Genomic DNA, 25,722 nt, shown 5'->3' on the forward strand with positions numbered 1-25,722 from the left:
CCGACCCCAGAACCCCCGGCCGGCGGGACGGGCGCCGCCGCGCCCCGGTACGCCCCGCGGCCCGAGCCCCGACCGATGACGCCGTACCCCCCCTACGCGGGCCCGCACGGCACCCCGGCGCAGGGCGTCCCCCGGCATCCGGACGTGCGGGGCGGACACCCCGAACAGCACGAGGCGGGAGGCGGTTGGGGCGCCCTGTCCGACCGGCCCCGCGCCACGGGGCACCAGCCCCGCGTCCCCGGCCCGCGGCAGGAGTACCTCGACGCCTTCGCCGCCGCCCCCCACGACGGCCGGGGCGGACCGGGCCGGGGGGCCCCGCTGCTCCGGGCGCCCTACAACTCCGGCCCGTACGCACCCGCCGCCGGCGCGCCCCCCGCCGGCGCACAGGCTCGGCGCGCGCCCGGCACCAGCGCCGCCGCCGATCCCTACGCCTCCGTCACCCAGTGGGACCCCGTCGACCCGGCGGAGGTCCACGGGGACCACGAGGGCGACCCGGGCGAGGGGCCCGGCGGGTCGGGTCGGGGCGGCTCCGGCGGACGGGGCGGACCCCGCGGCGCGGTGCCACCGCCCCGGCACCCCGAGGACGAGCCGCGGCGCCGCCCCGCGGGCACCCCGAGCCGCGGAGGCAAGGGCCGCACCTTCACCGGGATCGCCGCCGCCGCGGTGACCACGGTCCTCGCCGTGGTCGTCGCCGGCCAGGTCACCGAGCAGAACGGGGTGCGCACCGACCGCACCAGCACCACCGGCGGGACCGACCGTCAGGACGGTGACCCGCCCTCGCGCTCCGACACCCGCTCCGTCCCCGCCGACCGGCCCGCCGCCGCGGACCCACCGGTCGCCCGGAAGCCGACCTACGGCCAGCAGATGGGGCGCACCTACGAGCTGGACCCGGAACTGGCCGGCTCGGGCGCCTTCGAGGCGGTCTCCGGCTTCGCGAAGGCACCGGGCCGGGGGAAGCTCTTCCGCTACCGGGTGGACGTGGAGGAGGGACTCGGCCTGGACGGCGGGCTCTTCGCCGAAGCGGTGCACAAGACCCTCAACGACAACCGCAGTTGGGCCCACGGGGGCGGTCGAGCCTTCGAACGGGTCTCCTCCGGGACGGCCGACTTCGTGATCACCCTGGCGAGCCCGGGAACCACCGGAGCCTGGTGCGCCAAGTCCGGCCTCGACGTCACCATCGACAACGTGTCGTGCGACTCGGCCTCCACCGAGCGCGTGATGATCAACGCCTACCGCTGGGCGCAGGGCTCCGAGACCTACGGCGACGACCGCATCCACGCCTATCGTCAGATGCTCATCAACCACGAGGTCGGCCACCGGCTGGGCTTCAACCACGTGAGCTGCCAGACGGACGGCGCCCTGGCTCCCGTGATGCAGCAGCAGACGAAGTTCCTGGAGCACGAAGGCATCCGTTGCCGGGCCAACCCCTGGGCCTTCCCGGAGGGTTGAGCCCCCGTCAACAACACGCCGCAGGGGGTCCGAACGTGACCCCTCGTGGTCGAGAAGATCCATAGCGCGAGAAAACGCTTCCCGCCCAGGAAAGTTACGTCCGTTCACCCCTTTTGGTGGTGCGACGGACAACCGTCCGCCGTACCGCCCGCCCGTCCGCATACGTTCGTCCCGCTGCGGGCCGCCGAACGACGGCGGCCCCCCAGACGGGAACCGGGGGTGTGCTGGTGCGGATCGGAAGGCTCGTCGAGGACGACACCCCGTCGGCGACCGCTGCGCGGCGGCCCGTACCCCCCCGCGCGGTCCATGACGCCTCCGTGGCCGGCGCGGGGAACGCGCAGCGGCACCGCGGAGCGCCCCGGTGGTTCGCCCGGCGCCCCGGCGCACACCCGGCAGCGGCGTGCGCACCCGGCGCGGGCCACCCACAGGGCGCGAACGGCACGACCCTCCGCACTCCTGCACCCGGCACGGGCCGGGTGCAGGCGGGCCGGCGGCCCGTGCCGGCGGTGGGCAGGGGCTCCATCCGGCCCGGACAGAGGGGCGGACCACCGGAGGCGCCGACCGCCGAAGGGGTGGCGCGACTGAGGTCCACCCTTCAGAAGGACCGTTTCGGCAATGCCGCCCCCCGACCGGTGGGCCGGCCCCCGACCGCGTTCCGCGCCCCTCCCACACTCGCCAGGCCCCTCCCGGCACCCCCGGACTCCACCCCCCACCCCCCTCCCGCGTGGCCGACACCGCGGGCGTTCCCGTACGGCACCACCCCTGAAGGAGAAAGCGAGATGACCACCCTCCGATCCGGAGACCACGTACCTGGAGGTGCCCGATGAGAGTGCTGCTGATCGGAGCCGGCGGGTACCTCGGGCGCTTCGTCGCCGACCGGCTCATCGCGGACCCGGCCGTCCAACTCACCGCCCTCGGGCGCGGCGACGACGCCGATGTGCGCTTCGACCTCGCCACCGGCAGCCCCGGGGCGCTGACCAGGTTCTTCGACGCCGTCCACCCCGGAGTCGTCATCAACTGCGCCGGTGCGACCCGGGGCGGCGCCCGCGAGCTGATCCGACACAACACGGTCGCCGTCGCCACCGTCTGCGAAGCCCTGCGGCGCAGCAGGTGCGGTGCCCGACTGGTGCAGATCGGCTGCGGCGCCGAGTACGGCCCCAGCCAGCCCGGCTCCTCGACGGCCGAGGACGCCGTGCCCCGGCCGGGCGGCCCGTACGGCGTCAGCAAGCTCGCCGCCACCGAGCTGGTCCTCGGCTCCGGCCTCGACGCCGTCGTCCTGCGGGTCTTCTCGCCCGCCGGGCCCGGTACCCCCGCGGGTTCGCCGCTCGGACGGCTCGCGGAGGCCATGCGGCGGGCCATGCAGGCCGGGGACGGCGAGTTGAAGCTCGGCGGCCTCGGCGCGCAGCGCGACTTCGTGGACGTGCGCGATGTGGCGCGCGCCGTGCACGCCGCCTCCCTGTCCGCGGCGCAGGGCGTGGTCAACATCGGCTCCGGTCGCGCCGTGCGGCTGCGGGACGCCGCCGCCGTCCTGGCCCGGGTCGCCGGGTACGGGGGGGCGCTCCACGAGCTGGACGCGCCGTCGGTGCCGCTGCGCTCCCCCCTCGGGCACCCGCGCTCCGACCCGGACCATCAGCTCCTCCCGGCCGCCTACCCCTATCCGGACGGGTGCGGGAGCTGGCAGCAGGCCGATGTCCGTACGGCTCGCGACCGGCTGGGCTGGCGGCCGCGGATCAACCTGGAGGAGTCGCTCGCCGACATCTGGATGGAGGCGGCGTGCCGCATCTGACCGGGGCCCGGCGGGGGGTCGTCGGCTCCGCCCGCGCGGCGGGCCCGTCCGTCCGCCACGGCCGGGCGGGGGACCGCATACCGGTCGGCGGTCGCGGCGCGGCCGTGGTCGGGCACCGGCACGGGGTGTGCGGGCGGGGGAGTACCCGCCGGAACGCTTCTGCCGCTCCGTCGCCCCCGGCCCGCCGCCGCACGGCAACCGGCCCGGGGACGACGCGTCCCGTCGACGACCGCGTCCCCGCAGCGCTCACCGCCCGGTTCCGGCGTGGCGACCGGGCCGTTCGACGGGGTGCGACGGGGTGCCGCCGGGGCGTGCCCGGAGACTGGGACGGGATCGTCTCGCAGACCGGAACAGGTGTCTCGGAATGAAGAAGCGCGTGGCAGTGTTACTCGCAGAACAACCTTCCGAAATATCGACCAACGGAGTGTCCGTGTCGTTGCCACCCCTGGTAGAGCCAGCTTCTGAGCTCACCGTCGACGAGGTCCGCAGGTACTCCCGCCACCTGATCATTCCGGATGTCGGGATGGACGGGCAGAAGCGGCTGAAGAACGCGAAGGTGCTCTGTGTCGGCGCCGGTGGGCTCGGTTCCCCGGCGCTCATGTACTTGGCCGCGGCGGGCGTCGGCACGCTCGGCATCGTGGAGTTCGACGAGGTCGACGAGTCGAACCTGCAACGTCAGATCATCCACAGCCAGTCGGACATCGGCCGTTCCAAGGCGGAGTCCGCCCGCGACAGCGTCCTGGGCATCAACCCGTACGTCGAGGTCGTCCTCCACGAAGAGCGGCTCGAAGCCGACAACGTGATGGACATCTTCAGCCAGTACGACCTGATCGTGGACGGCACGGACAACTTCGCCACCCGCTACCTGGTCAACGACGCGTGCGTGCTGCTCAACAAGCCGTACGTGTGGGGCTCGATCTACCGCTTCGACGGCCAGGCCTCGGTCTTCTGGAGCGAGCACGGCCCGTGCTACCGGTGCCTGTACCCCGAGCCGCCGCCGCCGGGCATGGTGCCCTCCTGCGCCGAGGGCGGCGTGCTGGGCGTGCTGTGCGCGTCCGTCGGTTCGATCCAGGTCACCGAGGCGATCAAGGTGCTGACCGGCACCGGCGAGCCGCTGGTCGGCCGTCTGATGATCTACGACGCCCTGGAGATGCAGTACCGCCAGGTCAAGGTCCGCAAGGACCCCAACTGCGCGGTCTGCGGCGAGAACCCCACCGTCACCGAACTCATCGACTACGAGGCCTTCTGCGGCGTCGTGTCCGAGGAGGCCCAGGCGGCGGCAGCCGGTTCGACGATCACTCCCAAGCAGTTGAAGGAGTGGATCGACGAGGGCGAGGACATCGAGATCATCGACGTCCGCGAGCCGGGCGAGTACGAGATCGTCTCCATCCCGGGCGCCAAGCTGATCCCCAAGAACGAGTTCCTGATGGGCTCCGCCCTGGAGTCCCTGCCGCAGGACCGGAAGATCGTCTTGCACTGCAAGACGGGTGTCCGCAGTGCGGAGGTCCTCGCCGTGCTGAAGTCGGCCGGTTTCGCGGACGCCGTCCACGTCGGTGGCGGGGTCATCGGTTGGGTCAACCAGATCGAGCCCAGCAAGCCGGTGTACTGAACCCCTCCGTCCACCGCCCGGACCGGACGGGCCGCTGCCCGGACCGGGCCCGGCGGGCGCCGGACCGCGGGGCGGGCACCGCGCCATGACGAGCATCGGGTCCCCACAGCTTCGGGTGTGGGGACCCGATGCCGTTGTCGTTGGGGTGGGGCCCTCCCCCCTCCCCTCCCCCCACCCCCCGTTTGCGGTGGTGACCCGCTCGTGCGGCAGCCCGTCCGGGCCGGCGGGCCCGCCCGGCCCGCCGGCCCGGACGGGTGTCGGGACCTGCGCTCGGACAGGGCTCGGTGCGGTCGGTCAGGAGCAGACGGTGCCGTCCTTCGGCGCCCGCCCGTCCAGCAGGTAGCCGTTCACCGCATCGTCCACGCAGCTGCTCCCGTTGCCGTAGGCGCCGTGTCCTTCGCCCTTCCAGGTCATCAGCACGCCGACGTCCTCGCCGAGTCCGTCCGCCATGCGGGCCGCGCCCTCGTACGGGGTCGCCGGGTCTCCGGTGTTGCCGATCACGAGGATCGGCGCGGCTCCCGGGGCGCTCACCTCGGACCGCTCCTGGAGGCCGGGCACCGGCCACTGGTGGCACCAGCCGGCGGTGTCCCAACCGAGGAACTCGCCGAACACCGGCGATATCTTCCGGAACTCCTCCAGCGAGGCCCGGGCCTGCTCCGCGGTGGTGCGGTCCTTGGCGTCGCGGCAGGAGATCGCGCGCTGGGAGTGGCTCTGGGTGCTGTAGCGCCCCGCTTCGTCGCGCTCGTTGTACATGTCGGCCAGGGCGAGGAGGGGGGCTCCGTCTCCCTCCTCGGCGGCCTCCAGGGCCTCGGTGAGCGCGGGCCACGACTGCTCGCTGTAGAGGGTGATGACGATGCCTATCGTCGCCAGGGTCTGGGTCAGCTCGCGTTCGCCGCCGGTGGGGAGCGGGTCGGCGTCGATGCGGCGCAGCAGGTCCGCTATTGCCCTGCTGCCTTCCGCGGGGTCCTCGCCCCGGTCCTTGAGGTAGTTGTCCAGGGCGCGTTGGAAGCCCCGCGCCTGGTTCTTCGCCTGGGTGACGCCGTCCGCGGAGGGGTCCACCACCGCGTCGAAGACCAGTCGTCCCACCCGCTTCGGGAAGAGGTGGGCGTAGGCGCCGCCGAGTTGGGTGCCGTAGGAGACGCCGAAGTAGTGGAGTTCCTCGTCGCCCAGGACCTGGCGCAGCAGGTCCATGTCCCGTGCCGTGTTGTCGGTGGACAGATGGGCGAGCAGGGGGCCGGCGCCCTGCTCGCAGCCGGCTGCGAAGTCGGCCGCGTCCGCGAGGAAGGCCCGCTCCTCGGGGCCGTCGTCGGGGGTGAGGTCGACCCGTTCGGCGGCGCCGATCTTCTGGTCGGACCGGCAGCGCACGCCCTCGCTGGCGCCGACCCCCCGCGGGTCGAAGCTGACCAGGTCGTACCGCTGCTGGAGGGCTTCGTAGCCGGGGGCGAAGCCCGGCAGCATGGAGACGCCGGAGCCGCCGGGCCCGCCGAAGTTGAAGACCAGGGAGCCGATGCGGGAGTCCTTCTCCCGGGCGGTCGTGCGGATCAGGGCGACGTCGATCGTCGGGCCGTCGGGGTGGGCGTAGTCCAGCGGGACCTTGAGGTCGGCACACTGCCAGGAGTCGTCGGGTGCCGGGGCGTCCCCGGAGGCGGGGCAGTCGGACCACGCCGGTTGCTGTCCGGTCAGGGCCGCGGGCAGCCCGCCGCCGGCCGGATCGGCGGCGGAGGGGCGGGCGGACCGGTCGTCGCCCGCGCCGGTGCCGCTGCACCCGGCGATCATCACGGCACCGGCGAGCAGCGCCGTCGACCGTACCCAACGGGTCATGACCTTCCCCCTCCACGAACGGTCCGGCCATAGTAGGCAGGAGCGGGCGGCGCCCGCTGGGCCTGTGGATAACTTCTGGCATGTCCAGGTAAGCCCTGGTGGGGCGGGGCCGGACGGCTGCGGGACGGGCGGGCCGGGGGTGCGGTGGCTCACGGGCAGACCGTGCCCTTCGGGGGAACGGTCCCGTTCAGCAGGTAGCCGTCCACCGCCTCGCGGACGCAGGGGTCCCCGCTGTCGTACGCCCCGTGTCCCTGTCCCCGGTAGGTGAGTTCGACGCCGACGCCCGGGCCGAGGGCGTCCACCATCCTGCGGGTTCCCTCGTACGGGGTGGCCGGGTCGCCGGTGTTGCCGACGACCAGGATCGGCGCCGCCCCGGGCGCACTCACCTCGGGGTGGTCCGCCGCGCCGGGGACGGCCCAGTCGGTGCAACTGACCATGGACCAGGCGAGGTAGTCCCCGAACACCGGGGAGGCGGCGCGGAACGCCGGCAACCTGGCCTCGACGTCCGCCGGGGCGTACCGGGGCTTGTCGTCGGCGCAGTTGATCGCCACGTTGGCGGCCTGGACGTTGCTGTAGCGGCCGTCCTCGTTGCGTCCGTTCATCGCGTCGGAGAGCGCCAGCAGGAGCTTGCCGTCCCCGTCGTACGCCTGTTGGAGCCCTTCCGTCAGGTACTCCCAGAAGTCCTGCGAGTACAGGGCCTGGGCGATTCCGCCGGTGGCGGCGGTCTGGGTGAGCTCCCGGGGGAACAGCGCCGGCAGGGGCTTCTCCTCCAGGTCCCGCAGCAGTCGGGCGATGCGGTCCTGCACGTCCTGTGGGCTGTCGCCGACGGGGCACTCCTCGACCTGGGAGGTGCAGTGGTCGGCGAAGTTGTCGAGGGCCCGTTGGAAGCCCCGGGTCTGGCCGAGCGCGCCCTGCTCGGGGTCCTGCGTCGGGTCGACCACCGCGTCGAACACCGCCCGGCCCACCTCCTTCGGGAACAGGTGCGCGTACACCCCGCCCAGTTCCGTGCCGTAGGAGATGCCGAAGTAGTGGAGTTCCTCGTCGCCGAGCACCCGGCGCATCAGGTCCAGGTCGCGGGCCGCGTCCGGGGTGCCCACGTGCGGCAGCACCCTGCCGGACCGGTCCTCGCAGGCGGTGTTGAAGGTGCGGGTGCGCGCCACCAGCTCCCGCTGTTCGGTCGGATCGTCGGGGGTGGCGTCCTGCTGGAAGTACCGGTCGAGTTGCTCGTCGTCCTCGCAGGTCACCCCGGCGCTCCGGCCGACGCCGCGCGGGTCGAAGCTGACCAGGTCGTAGCGGGTGCGCAGGGTCTCGTACTCGCCTTCGAAAGCGGGCAGGGCGGTCACCCCGGAGCCGCCGGGCCCGCCGAAGTTGAAGATCAACGATCCGATGCGTTCGCTCGGCGGGCCGCTCGTCCGGGCCCGGATCAGGGCGAGGTCGACGGTGTCGCCGCCGGGGTCGTCCCAGTCGAGCGGGGCCTTGAGGGCGGCGCACTGCCACAGCTCCCCGTCCGGCAGCGGGGACGGTGCCGGACCACCGCCCTCGGCCGCGGAGGGCTTGGGGCAGTCGGCCCACCGGAGCTGCTGCGCCGCGGGATCGTCCGGGGGGTCCTCGTCGCCGCAGGCCGCGGCCGTCGCGGAGAACAGCACGACGGACGCGGCCAGCGCGACCGCCCGCCGGGGGAGGGGCTTGGGCATGCTCCCATCCTGGGCGCGCGACCCACGGGGCGCGCGGGGCGGGAGCCGAGCGAGTGACCCGCGCCCGACAACCCGTCGGGCGCGGGCGCGCGCTCCGCTGCCCGGGCGCCCGAGCGTGGGCACCCGCCGGAGCGGTCGTCCCCGTGCGCCGGCGGGTGCGGTGCCGATGCGGACGGGAGACGGGTCAGAGCGCGCCCTTGCGGGTCAGATGGTTGAAGAACAACCAGCCCGGCAGCACCGGCAGCCACAACGTCAACAGCCGGTACAGCAGCACCGCGGGGGCGGCCACCTCCGGGGCCAGCCCCACCGCGATCAGGCCGAACGTCAGCGTCGCCTCCACCGCCCCCACACCGCCCGGCGTCGGTGCCGCGGACCCCAGGGCGTTGCCGGCCAGGAACACCACCGCCACGCTGGCCAGGCTCAGCGAGGCGGTGTCGCCGCCGAAGGCCCGGATCGAGGCGTCCAGGCACATCACGAAGCACGCGGTGAGCAACAGCATCCCCCCGATGCCGGTGACCAGCTTCTGCGGGCGCTGGAGAACGTCCAGCATGCGCGGCACCACCCCCGCGAACAGCGACCGCAGCCGGGTGAGCACGAACTTCCGCAGGAACGGGATCGAGGTCACCACCAGCACCAGGACCGCGACCGTCAACAGCCCGGCGATCACCGTCCGCGAGGGCGACAGCGAGGGCGTCTTCTCGGTGCCCGTCAGATAACCGAAGGCCAGCAGCAGCAGGATGTGCGCGCCGAGCCCGAACAGCTGCGAGGCGCCCACACTGGCGACCGCGAGCCCCGGCCGCACCCCCGAGCGCTGGAGGAAACGGGTGTTGAGCGCCACCCCGCCGACCGCGGCCGGTGCCACCAGCTTCACGAACGACCCGGCGACCTGGGCGGCGACGGTGCGCAGGAACGGCACCCGCTCCGGGACGAAGCCGAGCAGGCTCATGGCCGCGGCGAAGTAGCTCAACGCCGAGAAGAGCACGGCCGCCGCGACCCACCCCCAGTGCGCTTCGACGATCGTCCCGAAGTCGGTCTGGGTGAGCTGCGACAGCAGGAAGTAGGCGCCGACCGCACCGGCCAGGATGCTGATCAGGGTGCGCGGTCTGATGCGCTCCAGACGCGCCGGCTCCACCGGCGCCTGCGGGCGGATGCGCAGCACCTGGTGGCGGATCTGGGTGAGCAGGTCCTCCTCGCGGGCCTCCTCCAGGGCGTCGTCCAGGGCCCGCTTCTCGGCCTGCTTCTCCGCCCGCAGCGACTTCTTCTGCGCCAGCCGGTCGGCGGGTCGGGCGGGCTTCCCGTCCCGTCCCGGCGCGCCCCCGCCCGGTTCCGTGCCGGAGACCTCCCCGGCCGGGCCCCCGGCGGCCGCGGCGGCGGCCTCCACCCGTTCCTGCTTCGCCCTGCGGGAGGCTTCGAGGACGGCCTCGCGCTCCCGCTGGGAGCGTTCCCTGGCGAGCTTGCGCAGCGTGCCGCGGGTGCGGCGGGTCAGGGCGATGGGCTGGAGCAGCGGCAGGCAGTCCGCCACCAGGTCCGGCCCCAGCACGGCGACCGCCGAGGCCACCGACCGCTCGGCGCCCACCCGCAGTCCCAGGGTCGTCAGCAACTGCGCGACGTCCATCCGCAGCACCAGGTCGCCCGCCGCGATCTCACCGCCCCGCAGGTCGGACAGGATCACCGTGCCGGAACGATCCACCAGGATCGCGTCACCCGCCAGCCTGCGGTGCGCGATCCGACGCGACTGGAGCGCCCTCACCTGGCGCCAGGTGTCGTGCAGCAGGGCGTCGGTGATGTCCGCGTCGGACAGCGAGTCCAGGGTCCGCCCACCGGTGTGCTCGTACACCAGCATCACCGCGTCCGGACCCAACTCCGAGGTGGCGATCAGCTTCGGCGCGTTGGCCCCCGCGGCGATCGCCGCGTACGCCAGCAGGGCCTCCTGCTCCAGGGCCTGGCGCAGCGACTGGAGGCTGCGCCGCGTGGTGATGCCCCGCAACGTCATCCGCCGCCACACCCGGTAGAAGAACCCGTGCGCCTGCTGCTCCCGGTCCACCACGGTGACGTCGAGCGGCCGGCCCTCCTCCAGGGTGACGAAGTACCGTCTGCCGCGGTCCCCGCTGTCGGAGCCCTCGCCGTCCGCGCCCACCTCCTCGCGGGCCGTGCTCACCGGACGGAAGCCGACCCGGCGCAGCCCCGCCAGCAGCGTCTGTCCGGTGGGACGGACATTGGGCGAGCCGACCGTGTACAGCGTCCCGTAGGCGACGGTCCAGCCGATGAGGACCGTCAGGATGATCGAGAACGGGGTGGTGTAGCCGGTGACGAGCATGGCGAACGCGTCGAGCAGCAGCACCACCCACAGCACCACCCGCCACCGGGGCCGGCGGGACATCCCGACCGCCGTCATGTAGGCGATGACCGGGGCCAGGTAGCCGTGCACCGGATCGGTGAGCGCGGTGAGGTCGGCGGGCGACGGCCGGGTCAGCGCGTCCTGGATGGTCCGCGGCGCCGCCTCGGCGACCCACAGGTCCGTGGCGAGGGTCACCCCGTGCGCGAGCACCGCGGCCAGCACCCCGTCGGCGATCCGCAGCCCGTCCCGTTTGACCAGCCGCTCGACGGCGAAGGCGACCGGCACCAGCAGGACCGCGATGCTGGACGCCAAGCCGGCGAACTTGATCAGCAGGTCGGGCGCCTCGTCGGTGCCCTTGCTGATGTCCTGCTCCAGTCCCGCGGTGGTGCCGTGCGCGAACGTGGCGATCGCCAGCACCACCGCGATGGCGAGGACCCCGACGAGCAGCCGCATCAGATCGGACGGACGGTGCACCCGGGCGGGGAGCAACGGCTCGTCGCCCTCCACCTCGTCCGCGTAGGTGCCGGCGGCCCGGGTCGAGGCGTCCGCGGCCCCCTCCGCCGTGTCTTCGCGGTCGGCGGACCCGGGCTCCGCGCCCTCGGGCGCCCCGGCCGCGGCGCCGGCCCCGGGCGGGTTCTCGTCGGAATCCTCGTGCGCCTTCAGGGGCCGCTCTCCGGTGTCGGGGCGCGCCGACCCGCCGGAGGTGCCCGACCCCTCGGGGTGCACATCCGGACGTTCCGCCGCGCCTTCTTGTTCTCGTATCACCAGTCACCGCCCCCTCGATCCTGGCATGCCCGCACGTCGGAACGGGGCATCAGGGTGCGATCGGGGGGCACGCGGGCCTCCTCACCCGCCGTCCGTGGGCCGTGTGCCCGGACGCCCGCGCGCCCGACGCACTGTCGGTGGTGTGGGGCAGGATAGGGCGGATGAACGAGGAGAGCCGCCCGGCGGACGCACCCGCCGACCCCCCCGAGGTCCCCCCGGACGGCGGGGACGCGGCCGACGGCACGCACCCCCCGTACGCGGAACGGGTCCTGGACGTCGCCGACCTGATCCCGCCCGGCCGGGTGATGACCTACGGCGACGTCGCCGAGTGGCTCGACGAGGGCGGCCCGCGCCAGGTCGGCCGGGTCATGGCCCTCTACGGCGGCGCCGTGCCCTGGTGGCGCGTGGTCCGCGCGGACGGCGTGCCGCTGCCCGGCCACGAACGGGACGCCCTCGGCCACTACCGCGCCGAAGGGACCCCGCTGCGCACCCCCGGCGGCTCCGCCACCGGACACCCCCGGATCGACGTGCGGCGCGCCCGCTGGGACGGGCGCCCCACCGATGCGCCCGCGCACCCGACGTGAGGGCCGCGCACCGGTGACGGCGCCCCCGCCCCGGGCCCCGGCCGGGCCGAACGCCCCCGGCCGCACCCCCATCAGCACGACCACCAGGACCGGCGAACCACGTGAGCTCTCCCTCTTCCACCAGACGGCCGCCACATACCCGCGCACGGCACACGGGCAACGGAACCTACCGGCTGGTGCACACCGCACCCGCCCGGACCGCGCCCCCCCGTCTGGACGCAGCCCAGCGCGCCGTGGTTGATCACGGAACGGGCCCGCTGCTCGTCCTGGCCGGCCCCGGCACCGGCAAGACCACCACCCTCGTCGAAGCGGTCGCCGCCCGCACGGCCCGCGGCGACGACCCCGCACGCATCCTGGTGCTCACCTTCAGCCGCAAGGCCGCCGTCGAACTGCGCGACCGCATGGCCCTGCGCATCGGCGCCGCCCGCGCCCCGCAAGCCACCACCTTCCACTCCTTCTGCTACGCCCTGGTCCGCGCCCACCAGGACGCCGACCTGTTCGTGGAACCCCTGCGGCTGCTGTCCGGCCCCGAACAGGACGTCGCCGTCCGCGAACTCCTCGCCGGACAGATCGACCTCGAACGGGCCGGACTGCGCCACGTGCGCTGGCCCGACGAACTGCGCGCCTGCCTCACCACCCGGGGCTTCGCCGACGAGGTGCGCGCCGTCATCGCCCGCACCCGGGAACTCGGCCTGGCCCCCGCCGCCCTCGGCGACTTCGCCGCCCGCACCGGCCGCCCCGACTGGCGCGCCGCCGCCGCGTTCCTCGCCGACTACCTGGACGTCCTCGACCTCCAGGGCGTCCTCGACTACACCGAACTCGTCCACCGTGCGGTCCTCCTCGCCCGGCGCCCCGAGGTCGCCGCCGCCCTCGCCGCCCAGTACGACGCCGTCTACGTCGACGAGTACCAGGACACCGACCCCGCCCAGGTGCGCCTGCTCGACGCGCTAGCCGGCGGCGGACGGACCCTCGTCGCCTTCGGCGACCCCGACCAGTCGATCTACGCCTTCCGGGGCGCCGACGTCAACGGCATCCTCGACTTCCCCACCGCCTTCCGCCAGCCGGACGGCACCCCCGCCCGCGTGCAGGTGCTCACCACCTCCCGGCGCTCCGGCGCCGCCCTGCTCGCCGCCACCCGGCTGCTCACCCGACGCATGCCGCTGCCCCGACTGCCCGCCGACCGGGTGCGCGCCCACCGGGAGCTCACCGCGGTCCGCGACGGCGGCCGCGTCGAGGCGTACACCTACCCCACCCCCGGCACCGAACTCGACAACGTCGCCGACATCCTGCGCCGCGCCCACCTGGAGGACGGCGTGCCCTGGCGGGACATGGCCGTCCTGGTACGGGCCGGCGGACGCGGCATCCCCGGCCTGCGGCGCGCCCTCACCGCCGCCGGCGTGCCCCTCGACATCGACGGCGACGACCTGCCGCTGCGCCACGAACCCGCCGTCGCCCCCCTGCTGACCGCCCTCAAGGCGGTCGCCGAGGCCGCCCTGGGGGACCCCGCCGCCGACGGCCCCGCACCGGACCCCTGCTGGCTCGACACCGAGACCGCGCTCACCCTCCTCGCCTCCCCCCTCGCCGGCATGGACGCCGCCGACCTGCGCCGCCTGGGCCGCGCCCTGCGCGACGAGGAACGGGCCGCCGGCAACGCCCTGCCCGAACCCTCCGACGTCCTCCTCACCCGGGCGCTCGCCGCCCCCGAACGGCTCGTCGCCCACGACCCGGCGTACGCCCGCGGAGCACAGCAACTCGGCGCGCTCCTGCGCACCGCCCGTGAACGCCTCGCCGCCGGCGGCACCGCCGAGGAAGCCCTCTGGGACCTGTGGCAGGGCACCGGCTGGCCCGCACGCCTGGAACGCGCCGCCCGCCGCGGCGGCGCCGCCGGGCGCAACGCCGACCGCGACCTCGACGCCCTCTGCGCCCTCTTCGCGACCGCCGCCCGCGCCGAACGGCGCACCGGCGGCCGCGGCGCCCTCAACTTCCTCGCCGAGACCGAGGCCGCCGACATCGCCGCCGACACCCTCACCCGGCGCGCGGTGCGCCCCGACGCGGTGCGCCTGATGACCGCCCACCGCGCCAAGGGCCTGGAATGGCGGCTCGTCGTCGTCACCGGGGTGCAGGAGGGGCTCTGGCCCGACCTGCGCCGCCGCGGCTCCCTCCTGGAAGCCGACCGCATCGGCCGCGACGGCCTCGCCGAACCCCTGCCCGCCGGCGCGCTCCTCGCCGAGGAACGCCGCCTGTTCTACGTGGCCGCCACCCGGGCCCGCGAACGCCTCGTCGTCACCGCCGTCAAGGCACCCGCCGACGATGGTGACCAGCCCTCCCGCTTCCTCACCGAACTCGGCGTCGACCCCCGCGACGTCACCGGCCGCCCCCGCCGCCCCCTCGCCGTCGCCCCCCTCGTCGCCGAACTGCGGGCCACCACCGTCGACCCGCACGCCTCCCCGGCCCTGCGGCAGGCCGCCGCTCGCCGCCTCGCCGCCCTCGCCGCCCTCGACGACGGCGAGGGCCGCCCCCTGGTGCCCACCGCCCACCCGGACCGCTGGTGGGGCATGGACGACCCCACCGACAACGCGGTGCCGCTACGGGACCGGACCCGTCCGGTCGCCCTCTCCGGCAGCGCCCTCGACCAACTCGCCCACACCTGCGCCCTCCAGTGGTTCCTGGGCCGCGAGGTCAAGGCCGACGCCCCCGCCACCGCCGCCCAGGGCTTCGGGAACGTCGTCCACGTCCTCGCCGACGAGGTCGCCTCCGGCCGCACCCCCGCCGACCTCGACGTCCTCATGGAACGCCTCGACTCCGTGTGGGACGCCCTCGCCTTCGACGCGCCCTGGAAGTCCGACCAGGAGCGGGAACACGCCCGCGCCGCCCTCGAACGCTTCCTCCAGTGGCACGTCACCGACCGCGGCGGGCGCACCGTCGTCGCCAGCGAACACGACTTCGACGTGGTCCTCGACGCGGGCCCCTTCAGCGTCCGCGTCCGCGGCTCCATGGACCGCGTCGAACGCGACGACCGGGGCCGCGCCTACGTCGTCGACTTCAAGACCGGCAAACACGCCCCCTCCGCCGCCGACGTCGCCCGCCACCCCCAGCTCGCCGTCTACCAGCTCGCCGTGGCCGAAGGCGCCGTCGACGACGTCTTCGACGGGGCCCGCCCCGCCCCGGGCGGCGCGGAACTCGTCCACCTGCGGCAGGGTGCCGCCGCCCGCGCCGGCGGGGACGGAACGCCCAAGGTCCAGACCCAGGAACCGCCCTCCGGCCAGTGGATCGGCGACCTCCTGGCCACCGCCGCCGGCAAGGTCCTCGACGAACGGTTCTCCCCGACCACCGGCCAGCACTGCGGCCACTGCGCCTTCCGCGCCTCGTGCAGCGCCCGGCCCGAAGGACGGCACGTCGTGGAGTGACCGCGCCCCGCGGGCCCCGGGGCGGTCCGGGACGTCAGCGCCCGCGGTTAGCCTGATGCGTGTGCCCGCACGCATCACCGACCCCGAGCAGCTCAAGCGACTGCTCGGCATCCCGTTCACCCCGGAGCAGACGGCCTGCATCATCGCGCCGCCCGCCCCGCAGGTCATCGTGGCCGGAGCCGGCTCGGGCAAGACCACCGTCATGGCCGCCCGGGTGGTGTGGCTCGTCGGCACCGGACAGGTCGCCCCCGAACAGGTCCTCGGCCTGACCTTCACCAACAAGGCGGCCGGCGAACTCGCCGAACGCGTCCGCAAGGCCCTCGTCGCCGCCGGCGTCACCGACCCCGACACCCCCCTCCCCACCGACCACCCGCCCGGCGAACCCGTCATCTCCACCTACCACTCCTTCGCCGGTCGCCTCCTCACCGACCACGGCCTGCGCATCGGCCTGGAACCCAGCACCCGGCTCCTCGCCGACGCCACCCGCTTCCAACTCGCCGCCCGCGTCCTGCGCGAAGCCCCCGGCCCCTACCCGGCACTCGGCCGCTCCTTCCCCGACCTCGTCAGCGACCTGCTCGCCCTCGACGCCGACCTCGCCGAACACCTGGTCACCCCCGAAGCGCTCCGCGCTCACGACGCCGCCCTGCTGGACGCCCTCGACGGAACCCCGCTCACCAACGCCGACCTGCGCAAGGTCCCCGAAGCCGCCGCCGCCCGCCGCGACCTCGCCGCCCTCGTCCTGCGCTACCGCACCGCCAAACGCAGCCGGGACCTCGTCGACTTCGGCGATCAGATCGCCCTCTCCGCGACCCTCGCCCGCACCCGCCCCGAAGTGGGCGGCATCCTGCGCGACGAGTTCCGCGTCGTCCTCCTCGACGAGTACCAGGACACCTCCGTCGCCCAGCGCATCCTGCTCTCCCACCTCTTCGGCGGCGGCACCGGACACCCCGTGACCGCCGTCGGCGACCCCTGCCAGGCCATCTACGGCTGGCGCGGGGCGTCCGTCGCCAACCTCGACGACTTCCCCCAGCACTTCGCCCACGCCGACGGCCGCCCCGCCACCCGCCACTCCCTCAGCGAGAACCGGCGCAGCGGCGGACGGCTGCTCGCCCTCGCCAACGACCTCGCCACCCCCCTCCGTGCCCGCCACGCCGGCGTCGAAGCCCTCCGCCCCGCCCCCGGAGCCGAACGCGACGGCACCGTCCGCTGCGCCCTGCTGACCACCCACGCCGACGAGATCGCCTGGATCGCCGACACCCTCGCCCACCTGGTGCGCACCGGCACCCCGCCCGGCGAGATCGCCGTGCTGTGCCGCACCGCAGCCGACTTCGCCGACATCCAGGGCGCCCTCGTCGCCCGCGAGGTCCCCGTCGAGGTCGTCGGCCTGTCCGGACTGCTCCACCTGCCCGAGGTCGCCGACCTCGTCGCCGTCTGCGAAGTCCTCCAGGACCCCGGCGCCAACGCCTCCCTGGTCCGCCTGCTCACCGGCCCCCGCTGGCGCATCGGCCCCCGCGACCTCGCCCTGCTCGGACGCCGCGCCCGACTCCTGGTGCGCCGCACCGGCCCGGACGACACCGGCCCGGGCCTCGACCGGCGCCTCGCCGAGGCCGTCGAAGGCGTCGACCCCGCCGAGATCATCTCCCTCGCCGACGCCCTCGACACCTTCCTCGAACAGCCCGCCGGCACCCCCGACGACGGCCTGCCCTTCTCCGCCGCCGCCCGCGTCCGCTTCGCCCGCCTCGCCGCCGAACTGCGCGACCTGCGACGCTCCCTCGCCGACCCCCTCATGGACGTGCTGCACCGGGTCCTCGCCACCACCGGACTGGAAGTCGAACTCTCCGCCTCCCCGCGCGTCCTGGCCGCCCGCCGCCGCGAGACCCTCGCCAACTTCCTCGACACCGCCGCCGCCTTCACCGCCCACGACAAGGACGCCACCCTCCTCGCCTTCCTCGGCTTCCTGCGCACCGCCGCCCAGTACGAGAAGGGCCTCGACAACGCCCTGCCCGGCGGCGAGGACACCGTCAAGGTCCTCACCGCCCACAAGTCCAAGGGCCTCGAATGGGACGTCGTCGCCGTCCCCGGACTCGTCACCGGCACCTTCCCCAGCGCCCAGGGCCGCGACAAGTGGACCGCCCAGGGCAAGGTCCTCCCGCACGCCCTGCGCGGCGACGCCGACACCCTGCCCGACGTCACCGACTGGACCGCCCGCGGCCTCAAGGCGTTCCACGAGGACATGAAGGACCACCAGCACACCGAGGAACTCCGCCTCGGCTACGTCACCTTCACCCGCCCCCGCCGCCTGCTGCTGGGCTCCGGCCACTGGTGGGGCCCCACCCAGAAGCGCACCCGCGGCCCCTCCGACTTCCTGCGCGCCCTGTACGACCACTGCGCCGCGGGCCACGGCGAGATCGAGGCGTGGGCCGACCGCCCCGGGCCCGAGGACGAGAACCCCGCCCTCACCACCGCCACCACCGACCACGCCTGGCCCCTCCCGCTGGACCCGGAGGCCCAGGCCCGCCGCCGCGCCGCCGCCCGCACCGTCCGCGAGCACCTCGCCCGGGCCACCGCGCCCCACCGCCCCCCGACCGGAGCCCCCCGGGCCGACGCGGACGGCCCCGCCGGGGAACACGGCGCCCCGGCCGACCGCAGCCACGAGCGCCCCACCGGGGCACCCGCCGGCGTCCCCCCGGCGCGCACCCCCCGGCGGATGGCACCCGCGCACGACACCGCCGACGAGCCGCTCACCCCCGAGGAGGCCCGCACCCTCGCCTCCTGGGACCGCGACCTGGACTCCCTCACCGGGGAACTGCTGCGCGCCCGCGACCGCGTCACCGACGTCCCCCTGCCCGCCTCCCTCACCGCCACCCAACTCGTCCACCTCGCCGCCGACCCCGACGGGTTCGCCCGGGAACTCGCCCGCCCCATGCCGCGCCCCCCGCAGCCCGCCGCCCGCCAGGGCACCCGCTTCCACGCCTGGGTCGAGTCCCGCTTCGAGGAACTCCGCCTGCCCCTGCTCGACCCCGACGACCTCCCCGGCAGCGAGGCCCAGATCGCCGACGAACGCGACCTGGAGACCCTGAAGGCCGCCTTCGAACGCACCCCCTACGCCCGCCGCACCCCGTACCGGGTCGAGGCCCCCTTCCAACTGGAACTGGCCGGCCGCGTCGTGCGGGGCCGCATCGACGCCGTCTACCGGTACCAGGACGGGCCCGACACCACCTACGAGATCGTCGACTGGAAGACCGGCCACGGCCGGGACGCCGACCCGCTGCAACTCGCCGTCTACCGGCTCGCCTGGGCCGAGCGGCACGGCATCCCCCCGGAATCGGTGATCGCGACGTTCCTGTACGTGCGCACCGGCGAGGCCGTGCGCCCCGCACACCTCCCGGCCCGCGCCGAGTTGGAACGCCTCCTCGCCGCCCCCGACGACGCCCCCGACCGTGACCCGGCCCACACCCCGCCCCCGCACGGGCCACCGCGGACCGGACCCGCCCCGGCGGCCGGTTAGGCTCAAGGCCATGAGCAAGCCCGTTGACAGTGCCGTCAGCGCCGACGGCGCCGTCAGTGCCGCGCGCCCCGTGAACGCCGTGCGCACCTACGTCGACCAGCACCGCGACGCCTTCCTCGCGGCCCTCGGCGACTGGCTGCGCATCCCGTCCGTGTCGGCGCAGCCCGAGCACGCCCCGGACGTGCGCCGCAGCGCCGACTGGCTCGCCGCGACCCTGCGGGACACCGGCTTCCCGACCGTGGAGGTCTGGGGCACACCCGGCGCCCCCGCCGTCTTCGCGCACTGGCCCGCCGCCGACCCGGGCGCCCCCACCGTCCTCGTCTACGGGCACCACGACGTCCAGCCCGCGGCCCGCGAGGACGGCTGGCACACTGACCCCTTCGAGCCCGTCGTCCGCGACGGCCGGCTGTACGCGCGGGGCGCCGCCGACGACAAGGGACAGGTCCTCTTCCACACCCTCGGGGTGCGCGCCCACCTCGCGGCCACCGGCCGCAGCGCCCCCGCCGTCCATCTGAAGCTGCTGGTCGAGGGCGAGGAGGAGTCCGGCTCCCCGCACTTCAGGGCCCTGGTCGAAGCCCGCGCCGACCGGCTCGCCGCCGACGCCGTGATCGTCTCCGACACCGGCATGTGGTCCGCCGACACCCCCACCGTGTGCACCGGCATGCGCGGCCTCGCCGACTGCGAGATCGAACTCCTCGGACCCGACCAGGACATCCACTCCGGGTCCTTCGGCGGTGCCGTGCCCAACCCCGCGGACGCCGCCGCCCGCCTCGTCGCCGCCCTCCACGACGAGCACGGCCGGGTGAGCGTGCCCGGCTTCTACGACGGTGTCGTCGACCTCACCGACCGGGAACGGGAACTCTTCGCCGAACTCCCCTTCGACGAGGCGGCCTGGCTGCGCACCGCCAAGTCGCACGCCGCCCGGGGGGAGCGCGGGTACACCACCCTGGAACGGGTGTGGGCCCGCCCCACCGCCGAGGTCAACGGCATCGGCGGCGGCTACCAGGGCCCCGGAGGCAAGACGATCATCCCCGCCCGGGCGATGCTGAAGCTGTCGTTCCGCCTCGTCGCCGGCCAGGACCCGGACCGCGTCGAGAAGGCCGTCCGGGAGTGGATCGCCGACCTGCTCCCCGCCGGCATCCGGCACACCGTCGTCTTCGGCGCGGCCACCCGCCCCTGCCTCACCCCGCTCGACCACCCGGCCCTGGAGTCCGTCACCCGGGCCATGGCCCGCGCCTTCGACAGCGAGATCCGCTACACCCGCGAGGGCGGCTCCGGGCCGGCCGCGGACCTCCAGGACGTGCTGGGCGCGCCGGTGCTCTTCCTCGGCATCTCGATCCCGTCCGACGGCTGGCACGCGCCCGACGAGAAGGTGGAGCTGGATCTGCTGTTCAAGGGCGTGGAGGCCGCCGCCCACCTGTGGGAGGACCTCGCCGAGAACTGGCGCGACGTCCCCTGACGCCCCGCGGGCCGCGGGGCCGCATCCGCCCACCGCACGCCCCGCCGAACCCGCCGACCCGACCGCATCCCCGGGGGAGATGGAAGCACCTGTGACCACCTGGACCGACCGCTACGCCGATCGCCCGTTGCCGCTGGCCGTGCCCAGCGGCATCGACCGCGCGGCCCACCAGCGCCTCGACGAGGCGTGGCTGGCCGCCGCCTGGAGCCACCCCACGACCCGGGTCTTCGTGGTCTCCGGGGGGAAGGTCCTCGTCGACGAGGGGGCGGACGGACGCACCGAACTGGTGATGACCCCCACCTTCGAGGCCCCCCTCACCGAGGCGCACCGCTACTTCCTGGGCACCGACGAGGACGGCGTGCGGTACTTCGCGCTCCAGAAGGACGCCCTGCCGGGCCGGCTGGACCAGTCGGCCCGCGCGGCGAGCCTGCGGGAGGCCGGACAACTCCTCTCGCCCCGGGACGCGGGCCTGATGGTGCACGCGGTCGCCCTGGAGAACTGGCAGCGCATGCACCGCTTCTGCTCCCGCTGCGGCGAGCGCACCGTCATCGCCGCCGCGGGCCACATCCGCCGCTGCCCCGCCTGCGGTGCGGAGCACTACCCGCGCACCGATCCGGCGGTGATCATGCTGGTGACCGACGAGGCGGACCGGGTGCTGCTCGGCCGCCAGGTCCACTGGCCGGAGGGGCGCTTCTCCACCCTCGCCGGATTCGTGGAGCCCGGCGAGTCCGTCGAGCAGTCGGTGCGGCGCGAGGTGGGCGAGGAGGTCGGCCTCACGGTCGGCGAGGTCGGCTACGTCGCCAGCCAGCCGTGGCCGTTCCCCTCCAGCCTGATGCTCGGCTTCATCGCCCGCGCCACCACCACGGAGATCAACGTGGACGGCGACGAGATCTCCGAGGCCCGCTGGTTCTCGCGGCAGGAGCTGGAGGCGGCGTTCGACTCCGGAACGGTGCTGCCGCCGTACGGGATCTCCATCGCGTCCCGGCTGATCGAGCTCTGGTACGGCAAGCCGTTGCCCCGGCAGGGCGTCGCCCTCTGACGTGGTGGGGCGCCCGCCCCCGGGTACCCGGGGGCGGGCGCCCCACCACGTCACCCGGGCTCAGGAGGCGAGGGCCTGCTTGACCTGCGCGAGGCTCGGGTTGGTCATCACGGTCTCGGTGCCGTCCGCGGACACCGCCACCACCGTGGGCACGGTCTGGTTGCCGCCGTTGACCGACTCCACGAACGTCGCCGAATCCGGGTCGTGCTCGATGTTGATCTCGCGGTAAGCGATGCCCTCGCGGCTCAACTGGCTCTTCAGCCGCTGGCAGTAACCGCACCACGTGGTGCTGTACATCGTCACGGTGCCCGGCATGTTCTCCTGCTCCTCTGCTGCCCGGGGAGGAGCATCCAGCGCCCTCCCGCACCGGGAGAACGCACGCGGACGCCCCACCATTCCCACGCGACCGCACCGGCGCCCGCCGTCCAGCGGGGACCGGCCGGGCGCCCCACGGGCGACCCCGCCGGTCGGCCGATGCCCGAGGCGCGGAGCGAGGACGACGGCACCGACCGGAGAAGGGCGGGGGACCCCCGCCCGGCGGCACACCCCGCCCCTGGGAACAGTCATCCCATATGACCGCACACCGCCGCCTGTGGATAACTTTCCCCTCCTCCCCGGGGACCTGGCAGCATGGCGGGGTGACCTCAGCAACGCACCCCGCCCTCCTCCCGTGGGACACCGGCGCCAGCCAGTTCCCGGCACCACCACGGGGAGCGGACGCCGTGCTGGACGGACTCGACCCCGAACAGCGCGCCGTCGCCACCTCCCTACGGGGCCCGGTGTGCGTACTGGCCGGCGCCGGCACCGGCAAGACCAGGGCCATCACCCACCGCATCGCCTACGGCGTCCACGCCGGAGTCCTCCACCCCACCAGCGTCCTCGCCGTCACCTTCACCAACCGCGCCGCCGGGGAGATGCGCGGCCGACTGCGCCACCTCGGCGTCCAAGGCGTCCAGGCCCGCACCTTCCACTCCGCCGCCCTCCGCCAGCTCCAGTACTTCTGGCCCAAGATCGTCGGCGGTGGTCTGCCCCGCATCGTCGACCGCAAGGCACCACTCGTCGCCGAAGCCGCCGCCACCTGCGGCATCCGACTCGACCGCAGCGAGCTGCGCGACCTCACCAGCGAGATCGAATGGTCCAAGGTCACCCAGACCGTACCCGCCGACTACCCCGCCGCCGCCCGGGCCGCCGGCCGGGAGAGCCCCCGCGACACCGCCGAGATCAGCCAGACCTACCGCGCCTACGAAGACCTCAAGCGCCAACGCTCCGTCATCGACTTCGAGGACGTGCTCCTGCTCACCGTCGGCGTCCTCCAGGACCACCACGACATCGCCGACCAGATCAGACGGCAGTACCAGCACTTCGTCGTCGACGAGTACCAGGACGTCAGCCCCCTCCAGCAGCGCCTGCTCGACCTCTGGCTCGGCGACCGCGACAGCCTCTGCGTCGTCGGCGACGCCAGCCAGACCATCTACTCCTTCACCGGCGCCACCCCCGACCACCTCCTCGACTTCCGGACCCGCCACCCGGGGGCCACCGTCGTCAAACTCGTCCGCGACTACCGCTCCACCCCCCAGGTCGTCCACCTCGCCAACGGACTGCTCGCCCGCGCCAGCGGCCGAGCCGCCGACCACCGCCTCGAACTCGTCTCCCAACGCCCCGGCGGCCCCGAACCCCGCTACGCCGAGTACGCCGACGAACCCGCCGAGGCCGAGGGAACCGCCCGCCGCATCCGCGACCTCCTCGCCGCCCGGGTCCCCGCCAGCGAGATCGCCGTCCTCTTCCGCACCAACAGCCAGTCCGCGACCTACGAACAAGCCCTGGCCGACGCCGGCATCCCCTACCAGGTACGCGGCGCCGAACGCTTCTTCGAGCGACCCGAGGTCCGCGAAGCGGGCGCCGCACTCCGCGGGGCCGCCCGCTTCGGCGCCAACGACGTCGCCCTTGACGACACCGACGACCTGCCCTCCCAAGTGCGCCACGTCCTCTCCGGCCGCGGCTGGACACCCCAACCGCCCGCAGGCTCCGGAGCCACCCGCGAACGCTGGGAATCCCTCGCCGCCCTCGTCCGCCTCGCCGGGGACCTGGCCCGCACCCGCCCCACCGCCACCCTCACCGACCTCGTCACCGAACTCGACGAACGCGCCGCCGCCCAACACGCCCCCACCGTCGAAGGCGTCACCCTCGCCTCCCTGCACGCCGCCAAGGGACTCGAATGGGACGCCGTCTGCCTCGTCGGCGTCGTCGAGGGCATGATCCCCATCACCCACGCGCGCACCCCGGAACAGGTCGAGGAGGAACGCCGCCTCCTCTACGTCGGCGTCACCCGCGCCCGCTCCCACCTCCACGTCTCCTGGTCACTCGCCCGCTCGCCCGGAGGCCGCCCCGGCCGCGGCGCCAGCCACTTCCTCGACGGCCTGCGCCCCGGCTCCCGCGGGACCGGCGCCCGCCCCACCACCCCCGGACCCGGCGGCGTCGAACCGGGCGACACCCCCGCCCCGACCGCCGCCCCCGCCACCCGGCGCCGAGCCCGCACCCCCGCCCGATGCCGGGTCTGCCGCCGGACCCTCACCGACGCGGGCGAAATGAAGCTGATGCGCTGCGACGACTGCCCCTCCACCATGGACGAGGGCCTCTACGACCGTCTGCACGACTGGCGCGCCGCCCGCGCCGAGGAAACCGGTCAACCAGAGTTCTGTGTGTTCACCGACAAGACACTCGTCGCCATCGCCGAGACGGCCCCCCAGGATGAGGGAACCCTCGCCCGCATCCCGGGGGTCGGGATGCGCAAGGTACGCGGTTACGGAGCCGACGTACTGGCCATCTGCGCAGGTGAGGAGGGGCAACCAGGGCACCCTGACCTCTGAGGCAAACTCGTCGGAAAAATAGTTTGCGCATGCCCCGGCACGCACCATAGGTTCTTAAGCACGGAAACGACGGCTTCTCCGAAGCCCCGAATCCGTGGTGTACTTCATATCCGTCGGACCAGGCTCGACCCGGTCCCCCTAGACGCCGAGAGGAGGCGAGTCCAGTGATCAGCATCAAGAACCGGAACACCAACGCGTTCGTCGACGCTGCCGCGATGTGCGGTCGCTCGGCCGTCGCCTCCAGCAGCCCGCTCGGTTCCTCGAACCCGGGCACCGGTCTGCCCGGCGCCGCCCTGCGTCCCGAACTCGCCCAGGTCACCGACGGCCTCGTCATCCGCGAGCGCTCCCGTCGGCAGGCCCAGGCACCAGCAACGGCAGCCAAGGCACTGGCCTATGGCTTTACCACCACCGATGCCGGCGCCAGCGAGCGTCCGACCAAGCAGCACCACACGATGTGGGCCTTCCGTGGGCTCAAACCCTGGAGTCATCCAGCCTGACCACCATCAGGCAGGCGCCTTCAGGGCCGCGGAACCCCACCCGGGAACCGCGGCCCTTCTGCTTTCCCCAGCAGGAAACAGAACGAAGGCGCCACGGGACAACAGAACACCCGGTACCAGCCTCCTCAGCCACCGCTGAAGAGACAGCCACCGGCCGACCGGCCGGACCGAACCACACGAGGAAGACACCACCGTGCATCTCGAAGCGCACGTCCCGTCAACTCCGCCCTCGGACACGCACACCCAGACCGGCCCCACGAAGGACTCCACCGTGACGCCCCTGACCGCGCTCACCGCGCTCGACGACGCCATCGAAAACCTCGGCGCACCCGTGCCCTGCCGCTCCTACGACCCCGAGGTCTTCTTCGCCGAGTCGCCGGCCGACGTCGAGTACGCCAAGTCGCTGTGCCGCACCTGCCCCCTCGTGGAAGCCTGCCTCGCCGGCGCCAAGGAGCGGCGCGAGCCGTGGGGCGTCTGGGGCGGAGAACTGTTCGTGCAGGGCGTCGTCGTCGCCCGCAAGCGGCCCCGCGGCCGCCCGCGCAAGAACCCGGTCACGGCATGAAAACCCTCGGCACGATCGACCATCCCCTCACGCACGACCCCAGGAAACAGGCCCCGATGACATCCACCCACGAACCCGCAGGCCCCACCACGGACCTCTCCGTCATCGGCGTCGAAGCCCGCCAGAACAGGAACCGAGCCATGCAACTCATCCCAGAAGCGCTCGCCCGCGCGCATATGCGCGAGCGACTCCGCGAAGCCGAGGAGGCCCGCCCGGCCGCCCGGATCGTCGCGGCCCGGCGCATGCAACGCCGCGCCGAACGCGCCTCGATGCGCGCCCGGCGCGCACTCGCCGTCGCCGTCATGCAGTGACCGCGTCAACGACGTGCCGCACCGGG

Annotated in this window: 16 protein-coding genes; 12 read left to right on the forward strand and 4 right to left on the reverse strand. The window is 74.3% G+C overall.

Annotated elements, in window-relative coordinates; translation table 11 throughout:
- The first annotated feature begins 75 nt into the window (after nt 1–75).
- The 3 genes from ACSMX9_RS20400 (at nt 76) to moeZ (ending at nt 4,844) form a co-directional block, all read left to right on the forward strand.
- Nucleotides 76–1,449: a DUF3152 domain-containing protein gene (locus ACSMX9_RS20400; protein WP_445395830.1), complete on the forward strand. Its 1,374-nt coding sequence runs from the start codon at nt 76–78 to the stop codon at nt 1,447–1,449.
- 823 nt (nt 1,450–2,272) lie between these two features.
- The gene (locus ACSMX9_RS20405; protein WP_351240935.1) at nt 2,273–3,235 is read left to right on the forward strand and encodes an NAD-dependent epimerase/dehydratase family protein; all 963 of its coding nucleotides are present in this window, start codon (nt 2,273–2,275) and stop codon (nt 3,233–3,235) included.
- Nucleotides 3,236–3,665: 430 nt separating this feature from the next.
- Nucleotides 3,666–4,844: an adenylyltransferase/sulfurtransferase MoeZ gene (moeZ, locus tag ACSMX9_RS20410; protein ID WP_351240937.1), complete on the forward strand. Its 1,179-nt coding sequence runs from the start codon at nt 3,666–3,668 to the stop codon at nt 4,842–4,844.
- Between the two features lie 294 nt (nt 4,845–5,138).
- On the opposite strand, the gene ACSMX9_RS20415 is transcribed toward moeZ, so the two are convergent.
- The 3 genes from ACSMX9_RS20415 to ACSMX9_RS20425 all read right to left on the reverse strand — a co-directional run bounded on the left by ACSMX9_RS20415 (nt 5,139) and on the right by ACSMX9_RS20425 (nt 11,462).
- On the reverse strand, nt 5,139–6,665 hold the full coding sequence (locus ACSMX9_RS20415) for an alpha/beta hydrolase (RefSeq protein WP_445395832.1): 1,527 nt from the start codon (nt 6,663–6,665) through the stop codon (nt 5,139–5,141).
- A gap of 149 nt (nt 6,666–6,814) precedes the next feature.
- Entirely contained in the window at nt 6,815–8,359 is a 1,545-nt protein-coding gene (locus tag ACSMX9_RS20420; RefSeq protein ID WP_445395834.1) for an alpha/beta hydrolase, read from the reverse strand.
- 184 nt (nt 8,360–8,543) lie between these two features.
- Nucleotides 8,544–11,462, reverse strand: a complete 2,919-nt coding sequence (locus ACSMX9_RS20425; RefSeq protein ID WP_445395836.1) for a lysylphosphatidylglycerol synthase domain-containing protein — start codon at nt 11,460–11,462, stop codon at nt 8,544–8,546.
- 161 nt (nt 11,463–11,623) lie between these two features.
- Between ACSMX9_RS20425 and ACSMX9_RS20430 the strand changes: the two genes are divergently transcribed.
- From ACSMX9_RS20430 to nudC, 5 genes are all read left to right on the forward strand, one after another.
- Complete coding sequence (locus tag ACSMX9_RS20430) at nt 11,624–12,046, forward strand: MGMT family protein (protein WP_445395838.1); 423 nt, start codon at nt 11,624–11,626, stop codon at nt 12,044–12,046.
- 101 nt (nt 12,047–12,147) lie between these two features.
- A complete protein-coding gene (locus ACSMX9_RS20435) occupies nt 12,148–15,453 on the forward strand; it encodes an ATP-dependent helicase (RefSeq protein WP_445395840.1) in 3,306 nt (1,101 codons plus the stop codon).
- Between the two features lie 61 nt (nt 15,454–15,514).
- Nucleotides 15,515–18,961, forward strand: coding sequence for a UvrD-helicase domain-containing protein (locus ACSMX9_RS20440; RefSeq protein WP_445395842.1), 3,447 nt, complete (start codon nt 15,515–15,517; stop codon nt 18,959–18,961).
- A gap of 10 nt (nt 18,962–18,971) precedes the next feature.
- The gene (locus tag ACSMX9_RS20445; RefSeq protein WP_445395844.1) at nt 18,972–20,420 is read left to right on the forward strand and encodes a dipeptidase; all 1,449 of its coding nucleotides are present in this window, start codon (nt 18,972–18,974) and stop codon (nt 20,418–20,420) included.
- Between the two features lie 79 nt (nt 20,421–20,499).
- The gene (gene nudC, locus ACSMX9_RS20450) at nt 20,500–21,459 is read left to right on the forward strand and encodes an NAD(+) diphosphatase (protein ID WP_351240953.1); all 960 of its coding nucleotides are present in this window, start codon (nt 20,500–20,502) and stop codon (nt 21,457–21,459) included.
- Nucleotides 21,460–21,519: 60 nt separating this feature from the next.
- Here the strand turns inward: nudC and ACSMX9_RS20455 are convergent, their stop codons facing one another.
- Nucleotides 21,520–21,774: a mycoredoxin gene (locus tag ACSMX9_RS20455; protein WP_445395846.1), complete on the reverse strand. Its 255-nt coding sequence runs from the start codon at nt 21,772–21,774 to the stop codon at nt 21,520–21,522.
- 257 nt (nt 21,775–22,031) lie between these two features.
- On the opposite strand from ACSMX9_RS20455, the gene ACSMX9_RS20460 reads away from it, so the two are divergent.
- The 4 genes from ACSMX9_RS20460 (at nt 22,032) to ACSMX9_RS20475 (ending at nt 25,696) form a co-directional block, all read left to right on the forward strand.
- The gene (locus ACSMX9_RS20460) at nt 22,032–24,326 is read left to right on the forward strand and encodes an ATP-dependent DNA helicase UvrD2 (protein ID WP_445395848.1); all 2,295 of its coding nucleotides are present in this window, start codon (nt 22,032–22,034) and stop codon (nt 24,324–24,326) included.
- Nucleotides 24,327–24,490: 164 nt separating this feature from the next.
- Nucleotides 24,491–24,823 (forward strand): hypothetical protein, encoded by a 333-nt coding sequence (locus ACSMX9_RS20465; RefSeq protein ID WP_445395850.1) that lies wholly within the window; start codon nt 24,491–24,493, stop codon nt 24,821–24,823.
- Nucleotides 24,824–25,016: 193 nt separating this feature from the next.
- Nucleotides 25,017–25,385 (forward strand): WhiB family transcriptional regulator, encoded by a 369-nt coding sequence (locus tag ACSMX9_RS20470; protein ID WP_366116936.1) that lies wholly within the window; start codon nt 25,017–25,019, stop codon nt 25,383–25,385.
- Nucleotides 25,382–25,696 (forward strand): hypothetical protein, encoded by a 315-nt coding sequence (locus ACSMX9_RS20475; protein WP_445395852.1) that lies wholly within the window; start codon nt 25,382–25,384, stop codon nt 25,694–25,696. Before ACSMX9_RS20470 ends, ACSMX9_RS20475 begins: the two co-directional genes overlap by 4 nt.
- Nucleotides 25,697–25,722 lie beyond the last annotated feature (26 nt).

The organism is Streptomyces sp. LE64, assembly GCF_052606915.1.

Coding starts and splice junctions, on each gene's coding strand:
- ACSMX9_RS20400 (WP_445395830.1), top strand. CDS start 76: ATGACGCCGTACCCCCCCTACGCGGGCCCGCACGGCACCCCGGCGCAG.
- ACSMX9_RS20405 (WP_351240935.1), top strand. CDS start 2,273: ATGAGAGTGCTGCTGATCGGAGCCGGCGGGTACCTCGGGCGCTTCGTC.
- ACSMX9_RS20415 (WP_445395832.1), bottom strand. CDS start 6,665: ATGACCCGTTGGGTACGGTCGACGGCGCTGCTCGCCGGTGCCGTGATG.
- ACSMX9_RS20420 (WP_445395834.1), bottom strand. CDS start 8,359: ATGCCCAAGCCCCTCCCCCGGCGGGCGGTCGCGCTGGCCGCGTCCGTC.
- ACSMX9_RS20430 (WP_445395838.1), top strand. CDS start 11,624: ATGAACGAGGAGAGCCGCCCGGCGGACGCACCCGCCGACCCCCCCGAG.
- ACSMX9_RS20445 (WP_445395844.1), top strand. CDS start 18,972: ATGAGCAAGCCCGTTGACAGTGCCGTCAGCGCCGACGGCGCCGTCAGT.
- nudC (WP_351240953.1), top strand. CDS start 20,500: ATGGAAGCACCTGTGACCACCTGGACCGACCGCTACGCCGATCGCCCG.
- ACSMX9_RS20455 (WP_445395846.1), bottom strand. CDS start 21,774: ATGCCGGGCACCGTGACGATGTACAGCACCACGTGGTGCGGTTACTGC.
- ACSMX9_RS20460 (WP_445395848.1), top strand. CDS start 22,032: ATGACCGCACACCGCCGCCTGTGGATAACTTTCCCCTCCTCCCCGGGG.
- ACSMX9_RS20475 (WP_445395852.1), top strand. CDS start 25,382: ATGAAAACCCTCGGCACGATCGACCATCCCCTCACGCACGACCCCAGG.